At 37.3% G+C, this 10270-nt stretch carries 7 protein-coding genes and 4 pseudogenes; 9 read left to right on the top strand and 2 right to left on the bottom strand.

Annotation, left to right across the window (positions count from 1 at the left end; genetic code table 11):
* Positions 1 to 7: 7 nt before the first annotated feature.
* A complete protein-coding gene (locus EA365_06830; protein ID TVQ45920.1) occupies positions 8 to 1171 on the bottom strand; it encodes a glycosyltransferase in 1164 nt (387 codons plus the stop codon).
* Positions 1172 to 1227: 56 nt separating this feature from the next.
* On the opposite strand from EA365_06830, the pseudogene EA365_06835 reads away from it, so the two are divergent.
* From EA365_06835 to EA365_06870, 8 genes and pseudogenes are all read left to right on the top strand, one after another.
* Positions 1228 to 2113: pseudogene (locus tag EA365_06835) on the top strand (DUF4351 domain-containing protein).
* A gap of 266 nt (positions 2114 to 2379) precedes the next feature.
* Positions 2380 to 3702, top strand: coding sequence for a nitrate ABC transporter substrate-binding protein (locus tag EA365_06840; protein ID TVQ45921.1), 1323 nt, complete (start codon positions 2380 to 2382; stop codon positions 3700 to 3702).
* A gap of 21 nt (positions 3703 to 3723) precedes the next feature.
* The gene (ntrB, locus tag EA365_06845) at positions 3724 to 4548 is read left to right on the top strand and encodes a nitrate ABC transporter, permease protein (GenBank protein TVQ45922.1); all 825 of its coding nucleotides are present in this window, start codon (positions 3724 to 3726) and stop codon (positions 4546 to 4548) included.
* 13 nt (positions 4549 to 4561) lie between these two features.
* Entirely contained in the window at positions 4562 to 6559 is a 1998-nt protein-coding gene (locus tag EA365_06850; protein TVQ45923.1) for an ATP-binding cassette domain-containing protein, read from the top strand.
* 5 nt (positions 6560 to 6564) lie between these two features.
* The gene (locus EA365_06855; protein TVQ45924.1) at positions 6565 to 7398 is read left to right on the top strand and encodes an ATP-binding cassette domain-containing protein; all 834 of its coding nucleotides are present in this window, start codon (positions 6565 to 6567) and stop codon (positions 7396 to 7398) included.
* Between the two features lie 160 nt (positions 7399 to 7558).
* Positions 7559 to 8305 (top strand): YaaA family protein, encoded by a 747-nt coding sequence (locus EA365_06860; GenBank protein ID TVQ45925.1) that lies wholly within the window; start codon positions 7559 to 7561, stop codon positions 8303 to 8305.
* Between the two features lie 107 nt (positions 8306 to 8412).
* Entirely contained in the window at positions 8413 to 8664 is a 252-nt protein-coding gene (locus EA365_06865) for a hypothetical protein (GenBank protein ID TVQ45926.1), read from the top strand.
* A gap of 102 nt (positions 8665 to 8766) precedes the next feature.
* Positions 8767 to 9078: pseudogene (locus EA365_06870) on the top strand (sodium:proton antiporter).
* Here the strand turns inward: EA365_06870 and tnpA are convergent.
* Positions 9078 to 9302: pseudogene (gene tnpA / locus EA365_06875) on the bottom strand (IS200/IS605 family transposase). The pseudogenes EA365_06870 and tnpA sit on opposite strands and share 1 nt — an antisense overlap.
* Before the next feature lie 52 nt (positions 9303 to 9354).
* On the opposite strand from tnpA, the pseudogene EA365_06880 reads away from it, so the two are divergent.
* A pseudogene (locus tag EA365_06880) lies at positions 9355 to 10212 on the top strand (transposase).
* Positions 10213 to 10270: the final 58 nt, after the last annotated feature.

A 10270-nucleotide genomic window follows, 5' to 3' on the forward strand; every position in this document is an offset into this window, starting at 1 on the left:
CTTGAGATTAATTTTGAGGATAAATACGTCCTTTCCACGCGCCACCTTTACCCCTCCAATGACGCCAAGCTGAGTCTATAGTCATTAGGGTATATAAAAAAGCAATTACAGGTAAACTGAAAGCGCGCCAGAATGAACCTTGATATAATTTTACCGTAGGAAGGTACGCTACAGCCATCAGTAACCAAGTTATTACACTAAAAATTATTAAAACTTTATCTTTGGCTACTATTCCTAAGATCAGACCAATTGGTGGTAATAGATACACTATGATCATTCCTACGACTGTACCAACTAATAACCACCCTGAGTAATTAAGTTGAGTATAAGCTGTCCTAGCCACCATATCCCATATTGTCTGTAAAGAGTCATAAGGACGTAAACTTAAACTAGTTTCAGTTAAACCCAACCAGATTGGGTATTGTCTAGATTTTACTTTTTGGGCTAGAGTACAATCATCAATTAGTGCATCTTTTAAAACCCCTATTCCACCAATTTCTGTCAGGGTTTCCCTTTTTAATAAGATACAACCTCCTGCAGCAGCAGCCATAGAGCGCTTAGGTTGATTCACCCAGGGAAAAGGGTATAATTGTTGAAAGAAAAACACAAAAGCAGGGATTAATAGTTTTTCCCAGAAACTCTCACAGCGTAATTTTACCATCAGAGAAACTAAGGCTAAATCCCTACTTTTTGCTTGATTAACTAACTCAGTTAGAGTATTGACTCCATGTTGAATATCCGCATCGGTAAAGAAAAAATATTCTACCTCAGGGTAATTAATCATAGCATAATTTATACCCTGTTCCATTGCCCATAATTTACCAGTCCAACCAATGGGTAAAGGTTGACCACTAATTACAGTTAATCTCTCTTCTTGATTAAGAGTTTTGGCTAAATTTTGGGCTAGATTTCCCGTGTTATCTTGACTTTGGTCATCTATGAGGACAATCCTTAAACAACTCGGGTAATTCTGCAATAACAATGATTGTAAACTAGATTCGATCACTTCTGCTTCATTTCTAGCAGGGATAATCCCACAGACAGTAGGATAAGACTCTAGTTGTTGGTGACTATCTAAACGTTGGTTACACAACCAAAAATTACCCCACAGGGTTAACAAAATTACCCAAATTAACAACGAGAGACAAACAAGGATGAGTACAATCAACATATGGTTAAGAGAAAATCAAGTATAATTATCATCGGACATAAATTACTTTAATTTCCTTGACTAGATTTATCTACGACCAATTTAGCAAAGACTATTTAGAGACTATTCTAACTCCCTATGGTCAAATAGAAACAGCTAAACAAGTTGCTGATGAAGTCAGAGAAATCGACCTCTATTTTATCCCTAATTCCCGGATTTTACCCCCTGAATTAGGGTTAATTGGTCGTTTAGCTATTACTCCTTGTTTATTTGAACCCTATCGTAATCCCGTAACTGTTAAAGAAATAGGGGATTGTCTCCTCAAACTTTTAGCTTTAACTTCTCAATTACAAAGAATAGCCAGTAGAAATAAAGAACGTCTCTCTCCCTCTGAGTTACCTAAACTCTGGATTATTACCCCAACAGCATCCAAAAGGATTTTAGCTGAGTTTGGAGCACAAACACAAGTAGAATCAGGAGTTTATCAGTTAGCGAACTCTTTAAGAACAGGAATTATAGTAATACATCAACTAACAGTAACCAAAGAGACTTTATGGTTAAGATTGTTGGGAAGAGGAAAAGTGCAACAACAGGGTATCGATGAATTGCTCAGTTTACCAAGAGATGAACCCTTAAAATCAGCTATTATAGAGATACTATATACTTTACAAAAGAATTTAGAAGTTAATCAAACCTTAGCAAAACCAGAAGAGAGAGTTAATGATGAGATTAGCACCATTGTATCAGGAAGATAAAGCTAGAGCTAGAGAAGAAGGAAGAAGAGAAGGAGAGATTAATTTAGCGTTATGTCAGCTTACTAAAAAATTAGGGAATTTAGATACACAGATAACTACCCAAATTAACCAACTAAGTTTAACCCAAGTAGAAAACCTAGCCGAAGCTTTATTAGACTTTAGTAATCTTGAAGATTTACAAATATGGTTAAGAGAAAATTTACCGTGATAACCAGTTAAAATGCAATAAACGCATAATACTTATTTTTAAAACGCATATTAATTAAATATTTGTTACAAAATATACAAAAATTTACAAAACAAAAATTTAACATTTATTCAACATTAAAATAACAAAGGACCTAGAGAGATTATTACTTTGAAAATAGCTTAATCAAGCAACATTTTGACTTATAACTAATCAATCATACCTTGAACTATAGGCAGTTCAAGGAAACTTTATCTACCCAAAATTATCACAATTAACTAACATCAATGAGTAAATTATCCAGAAGAAAATTTCTGTTCACCGCAAGTACAGTAGCCGCTGGAACATTAGTAATCCACGGTTGCAGCGCTCCTGACCATAACACAAACACTACAGCAGAGACACCAACAACTACCGCTACTCCCGTGGTAGCTAGTGGTGATGCACCAGAAACCAATAAAGCTAAATTAGGGTTTATTGCTTTAACAGACTCAGCACCCCTAATTATAGCCCTAGAAAAAGGATTTTTTGCTAAATATGGCATGACTGAGGTAGAAATCCTCAAACAAGCTTCCTGGCCCGTTACCAGAGATAATCTAGAATTAGGATCAGGTGGTGGTGGAATCGATGGAGCACACATTTTAACACCTATGCCCTATCAAATGACTTTAGGTACAATTACGCAACAACCAGTACCTATGTACATTCTAGCCAGATTAAATGTCAACGGACAAGGAATTTCTGTTGGTAACAATTATCAAGGTTTAAATCTAGGTTTAGATAGTTCAATCTTACAAGATTCTGTCGCTCAACTTAAATCATCAGGAAAAGATGCAACCTTTGCGATGACCTTCCCTGGAGGAACTCACGATCTGTGGATGCGTTATTGGTTAGCAGCAGGAGGTATAGATCCTAGTACAGTGTCTGTAGTTCCTATTCCCCCACCCCAAATGGTAGCCAATATGAAAGTAGGAACAATGGAAGCTTTTTGTGTCGGTGAACCCTGGAACGCGCAATTAATCAACCAACAAGAAGGTTTTTCCGCTTTAGTCACAGGACAATTATGGCACGATCACCCCGAAAAAGCCCTCTCAATGCGTCAAGATTGGGTTGACCAAAACCCCAAAGCTGCTAAAGCAATTTTAATGGCTGTTATGGAAGCACAACAGTGGTGCGATCAGCCCGAAAATATCGAGGAGATGTGTACGATCGTTTCTCAGGATAGATGGTTTAAAGTTCCTGTAGCTGATATTCTCCCTCGCGCTCAAGGTACAATCGATTTTGGTAATGGAGTAGTAGAAGAAAACTTCCCCTACGCGATGAAATTCTGGTCTGATAATGCTTCTTACCCTTTCCCAAGTCATGATTTGTGGTTTTTAACAGAAAATATTCGCTGGGGTTATATTCCCGCTGATACCGATACTCAAGGATTAATTGCACAAGTAAATAGAGAGGATTTGTGGAGAGAAGCAGCAGCAACTTTAGGAGTACCTGAAGCCGAAATTCCTACTAGTACTTCTCGGGGAGTTGAGGAGTTTTTTGATGGTGTAAAATTTGACCCCGAAAATCCTCAAGGGTATCTAGATAGTTTAAAAATCAAAAAAGTTTAAGATTAAGGAGAAATCAGATAAATGACTACTGTTTTAACCCGCAGAAAAAGTAACAAAATTGTCAGTTTTTTTGTGCAAAATCGTCAAAAAATTATTGCACCTATCGTAGCTATAGCAGTTTTACTACTTATTTGGCAGCTACTAACTATGGGAGAAAAACCTAACCTACCTTCCCCAATTACGGTGATTAAAGAAACCTATGATCCACTAATTATTAACCCATTTTTTGATAATGGTGGAACAGATAAAGGCTTGTTTTGGCAAATATTAGCCAGCTTAAGAAGAGTTGCTATAGGTTTTTCTTTAGCTGCTATAGTTGGGATAGTTTTAGGAGTGTTAATCGGTAGTATATCTTTGGTTTTCGATGCGTTAGATCCTGTTTTTCAAGTCTTAAGAACCATTCCTCCTTTAGCTTGGTTACCTATCTCTCTAGCTGCTTTAAGACAATCAGAACCATCGGCAATTTTCGTAATTTTTATCACCGCAATTTGGCCAATAATTATTAATACAACCGTTGGGGTTCAACAAATACCTCAAGACTATCAAAACGTGGCTAAAGTCTTGCGCTTATCCAAAATAGAGTATTTTTTCAATATTCTTATACCCTCTTCACTTCCCTATATTTTTACTGGTTTACGTATCGGGATAGGGTTATCTTGGTTAGCGATTGTAGCAGCAGAAATGTTAGTAGGTGGAGTCGGAATAGGTTTTTTTATTTGGGATGCTTATAATAGCTCGCGAATGAGTGAAATTATTATCGCTTTACTCTATGTAGGATTGGTGGGATTGTTATTAGATAGATTAGTCGGTTTAGTTAGTAATTTGATAGTTGCTAGTGATAAATAAAGTAGATAAAATTATGCTTCCACTTATAGATATAGATCACGTACATCGCGTTTTTCCTTTGGCTGATGGTGGTAATTATATTGCCCTGAAAAATATTGATTTCAAAATAAATCAAGGTGAATTTATCTCTCTGATTGGTCACTCAGGTTGTGGTAAATCAACCCTACTCAATATCGTCGCGGGATTAGATCAACCCACCGAAGGAGGAGTAATCCTCGAAGGAAGAGAAGTACGTGGACCTGGTCCCGATCGCATGGTAGTCTTTCAAAACTACTCTCTCTTACCTTGGTTAACAGTCAGACAAAATATTGCTTTGGCGGTTAATAGAGTCATGAGACATCTACCCAAGGGAGAAAGAAAGGGCATAGTTGAACACAATATCGAGTTAGTAGGATTACAACACGCAGCCCATAAACACCCTCGGGAATTGTCTGGAGGAATGAAACAAAGAGTGGCGATCGCCCGCGCTTTAGCCATACGTCCCAAAGTACTCTTATTAGATGAACCCTTCGGCGCTTTAGACGCTTTAACCCGAGGTAATCTACAACAAAAACTAGCCGAAATAGTCCAAGAAAATAACGTCACTTGCATCATGGTAACTCACGACGTTGACGAAGCTTTATTACTATCAGATCGCATAGTGATGTTAACCACAGGTCCTGAAGCCCAGATTGGACAAATACTAGAAGTAGCCATCCCTCATCCTCGTCAGCGTCTAGAAGTAGTTAACCATCCTAGTTACTACGCACTCAGAGGAGAAATAGTTTACTTCCTACAACAACAAAAACGTTCTCGTCAAAAAGTTGGCATACCTCAAGCAGTTACATCTAGTAATGGTTTAGAAAAAATCAATCTAGAATTAGGGTTTATTCCCCTAACAGATTGCGCACCCCTAGTAGTAGCTTTAGAAAAAGGATTCTTTCAAGAAGAAGGTTTAGAACAAGTTACTCTGTGTCGTGAACCAAGTTGGAAAGCGATCGCCAAAGGTGTAGCCGAAGGACGTTTAGACGGCGCACAAATGGTAGCAGGGATGCCTCTAGGTATGACTATTGGCGCAGGTGGTAAACAACCTATCCCTATGGTTAGTGCGATGGTGTTAAGTCGCAATGGCAACGCTATTACCCTAGGTAATAAATTTACTGACGTTAACAACGCCAGTGATTTAAAAGCAGCCATCAGCAAAACACCAGATACCATTCATTCCCTCGGGATGGTACACCCCGCATCGATGCACAATTTACTCTTACGTTATTGGTTAGCATCAGGAGAAATCGACCCCGATAACGATGTTAATCTAGTAGTCATTCCACCATCACAAATGGTGCATAATCTCAAAGCGGGTAATATCGATGGTTATTGCGTGGGTGAGCCTTGGAATTCCTTAGCTGTACATGAAAATCTCGGTTTTGTAGTCGCTACAGATTTAGATATCTGGAATAGTCACCCCGAAAAAGTCTTAGGAGTAAGAGAGGATTGGGTTGCTAAATACCCCCAAACTCATCTAGCTTTGATTAAAGCCCTTTTACGCGCTTGTGAATATTGCGATGATCCGCGTAACCGAGAAGAAATCTTAGCTTTACTGGTTAAACCTGAATATGTAGGATCTGCACCAGAATATACTCGTCCTGGTTTTATTGATCCTTATGATTATGGACGAGATACCGCACCTGTGTCTCTCTATCGTTTTAATCAATTTTTTGTAGAACAGAGTACTTATCCTAGTGAAACTGAGGCTTTATGGATTCTAACTCAATTAGCTCGTTGGGGATACACTCCTTTTCCTAAAAATTGGCAAGAAGTAGTTACTAGAGTCAGACGTACAGATTTATACGGTGAAGCTTGTCGTCAACTAGATTTACCTAATCTTCAACCTAATCGCAGTAACATCAAGCTTTTTGACGGAATGGTCTTTAATCCTGATGATCCTGTGGGTTATCTAGAACGTTTCAATATTTGTCGTGAATTCTCGGTTCAAGAAATCCCTTTAGTTATTCCTAATCTCAGCAAGTAAATAAAATGACTCAAGTGCAAGCATATAATCAACTAGACTCCCAGAAAAAAGCTAATTTTCTCGTTATTGAGGACGTTTCTAAGGTTTATCTGACTCCTAATGGTCCTTATCCCGTTTTAGATGGCGTTAATTTGACCATCGCTGAAGGTGAATTCGTTTGTTTTATTGGTCACTCAGGTTGTGGAAAATCTACTCTACTGAATATGGTATCGGGATTTAATCAACCTAGTTCGGGAAAGGTGACGGTAGATAACGTTAGGGTAACTCAACCAGGTCCCGATCGCATGATGGTTTTTCAAAATTATGCTTTACTTCCTTGGAAAACCGCTTTTGATAATGTTTATCTCGCGGTTAATACCGTCTTCCCTGGTAAGTCTAAGGCTGATAAAGTGGCTATCGTAGAAGAACACCTAGCTATGGTAGGTTTGACTGAAGCTGCTCATAAAAAACCACAACAAATGTCGGGAGGAATGAAACAAAGAGTGGCGATCGCTCGTGCGTTGGCTATTTGTCCCCAAGTTTTAATACTTGATGAACCTTTTGGCGCTTTAGACGCGATTACTAAAGAAGAGTTACAAGAAGAGTTAATCAAAATTTGGCAACAAAATAGTTTAACCGTGTTAATGGTTACTCATGATATCGACGAAGCTTTATTTTTAAGCGATCGCCTCGTAATGATGACCAATGGTCCATCTGCTAAAATAGGCGAAATCCTTGATATTCCTTTTGCTCGTCCAAGAAATCGCGATCGTCTCTCTGAAGATCCTCGTTATTACGAATTACGTAATTATGCTCTAGATTTCCTTTATCGACGTTATGCTCACGATGAAGATGCTTAAATAGGTGCGTGTGGTTCGAGGGGAGATGGGGGAGATGGGGAGAGGGGGAGTAGGGAGATGGGAAGTATGATATATAGGGATAATAACACCGTTCTACCGTTCTACCTAACCCCTAGGTTTTACTGTTATATTTTTGATTAAACAGTTATCCAGGCTAATAATGTTATTAATTCTCTCTTCCGCTAAAACCTTAGTATTTGACGATATTTTGACAGTTCCTCAAATAACTCGACCAATTTTTCAAGAAGAGGAACAATTTTTAGTTAATTATCTACAAACTTTATCAACTGAACAACTAGGAAAAATATTGCAAGTTAGTGAATCTTTAGCAACTTTAAATTATCAAAGATATCAATCATTTACCACTACTCAAAAACAAGCAGCAATTTTAGCTTATCGAGGAGATGTTTTTCAACAATTAGAAATTGAGAAATTCCAAGATACTGATTATTTATTTGCCCAAGAACATTTAAGGATTATCTCGGGACTTTATGGTATTTTACGTCCTCTTGATCAAATTAGACCCTATAGACTGGAGATGAATACGCGGTTAAAATCAGAAAATCTCTCTAAGTTTTGGACAGAAAAAGTTAGCAAATATTTAAATCGAGAGTTAGAAAAACACCAAACAAAAGTTTTAATCAACCTTGCTTCTGATGAATATTATCGGGTTATTAACCCTAAGTATTTCCCTTATCCTATTCTTAAAGTTTCTTTTAAAGAAATCAGAGATGGCAAGTTGAAAACCATTGGATTACTAGCTAAGAAAAGTAGAGGATTAATGACTAATTGGATTATTAAAAATAAAATTTATGACCCTTCACAACTAAAAGATTATTCAGGTTTATTAGGTTATAATTACAATGAAAGTTTATCGAATGAACAAGAAATAGTTTTTCTTAAATAACCGTACAAGTGTACTAATTTAAAAAATTTAGTGATCAAGTTTACAAATTTTAATATTTATGATAAGGTTAAGATAACCAAAAATAAATAAGAAAGGGGGTGAGCTCTGTGGTTAAATTAGGTCAAAACAGCCTCATCGTAGTAGATCTAACCGACAAGATCTGGATCTATACTCAAATCCCTGCTGAAAACCATGCTGCACTACGTTCTGGTTTCGCAGGATATCCAGCTAATCCGCGTTGGAATGCAACTAAATATCGCGCTTGGAAACAAGGTTATCAATGGCGACGGGAATTATCCCTAGGAAAATTAACTGTACGTGAATCTGATTCTCAATTAGTTCCTATCTTAATCGCGTGAGAGTACTCCCGTTATAATGCGCGATGACCTCCTGTAATTTTTTTAAGAATCCAGCCTTTTTTCTCAACAATGTCCAAATAATTACAAATCGGAATTTGAAGAATGATAGAGACGAGCCTACAGGAAGTTGTGATAGAAGAGAATCTGAAGCAATTTTTGCTAGTGCTTTCGGTTTCTTTGAGTGTGGCCACTCTGCCACAAATTATAAGCTGGTTTCGCCGAATTCCTTATACGCTGCTGCTAGTAATTGTGGGATTAGGGCTGGCGTTGGCAGATGTGCGATTGGTCAATCTTTCGCCTGAATTGATTCTATTAATTTTTCTACCGCCACTGCTGTTTGAAGCGGCCTGGAATTTGAAATGGTCGAGGTTGAAGCAAGATATAATTCCAATTTGTCTTTTTGCTGTCTTCGGTAAAGATATATCTGGTTTGTACTCAATCACTAAATGAATATGGTCAGACTCTCCATTAAACTCAATTAAATCACATTTCCATTTACACAAGGTTTCTGTCAAGATTTCTTTTAGCCTCAATAATACCTGTTCTGAAATTGCTTTTTGACGATATTTTGTCACTAAAACAACGTGAGCAGTAAGTTTATAGACTGACCTAAACCCTTTATTATAATTGATTGAAATTTTAAAGCAGTAAGTGTATTATAGCAGTATAACAAACAAATCGTTAAAGCAAGTGATTACTCTTAACTACCAATACAAGTTAAACCTAAACGCCCAGCAAATAGCACAGATAGAAGAAATTTTATCTGTGTGCAAAAGTGTTTATAACTTTGCGGTAGCAGAGAGAAAAGATTGGATTAACAGCCGAAAGTCACCTGTAAATGCGTGTTCACTAAAATCAGAATACATTATCTCTGCTGACGCTCCTTATCCCAATTATTACCACCAAGCCAAACAATTAACCAAAGCAAAAAAACATTTCCCCCGGTTAAAAACTGTTAACGCTCAAGTGTTGCAACAGGTATTAAAAACTGTTGATAAAGCGTTGGCTGATATGAAAGCTAAGAGTTTTGGCTTTCCCAGATTCAAAAGAAACCTGAAAAGCTTTGTTTTCCCTCAGCTTCCTAAAAATTGTTTAGGGGCAAATAGGGTAAAACTACCTCAAATCGGTTGGGTAAATATCAAACAATCTAGAGAATATCCTGCAGGGTTTACTCCCAAACAGATAAGAGTAGTCAAGAAAGCGAGCGGTTATTATCTGATGATTTGTTTTCAATCAGAAGAATCAGTTCCAGATAATCCGATAGGTGATATTTCATTAGGAATAGATGCAGGAATAGAATCGTTTATAGCCACGTCTAGAGGAGAATTAATCAAAGCGCCAAGGTTTTTATTAGAGGTCATGAGTAAGCTTAAATTGCTACAAAGAAGACTAAAATCTAAAACTAAAGGGTCTAAGAATTGGTTAAAACTCCAAACCAAAATAGCTAGATTGCACGAGAAAGTAGCAGATACTCGTAAAGATTGGCAATTCAAACTAGCACATTATTTATGTGACTTAGCCGATAATATCTTTATTGAGAATATTAACTAAAAATCCTGGGCAAAAGGATTATTTAGTAAGATTTCTAATGACTTAGCACCAGGTC

It is taken from the genome of Gloeocapsa sp. DLM2.Bin57, assembly GCA_007693955.1.
Taxonomy (GTDB): Bacteria; Cyanobacteriota; Cyanobacteriia; order Cyanobacteriales; family Gloeocapsaceae; genus Gloeocapsa.

What these genes read in the sequence shown, in the direction of transcription:
- ntrB (TVQ45922.1), top strand. Translation starts at nt 3,724, where the DNA reads ATGACTACTGTTTTAACCCGCAGAAAAAGTAACAAAATTGTCAGTTTT.
- EA365_06850 (TVQ45923.1), top strand. Translation starts at nt 4,562, where the DNA reads ATGCTTCCACTTATAGATATAGATCACGTACATCGCGTTTTTCCTTTG.
- EA365_06830 (TVQ45920.1), bottom strand. Translation starts at nt 1,171, where the DNA reads ATGTTGATTGTACTCATCCTTGTTTGTCTCTCGTTGTTAATTTGGGTA.
- EA365_06840 (TVQ45921.1), top strand. Translation starts at nt 2,380, where the DNA reads ATGAGTAAATTATCCAGAAGAAAATTTCTGTTCACCGCAAGTACAGTA.
- EA365_06855 (TVQ45924.1), top strand. Translation starts at nt 6,565, where the DNA reads ATGACTCAAGTGCAAGCATATAATCAACTAGACTCCCAGAAAAAAGCT.
- EA365_06860 (TVQ45925.1), top strand. Translation starts at nt 7,559, where the DNA reads ATGTTATTAATTCTCTCTTCCGCTAAAACCTTAGTATTTGACGATATT.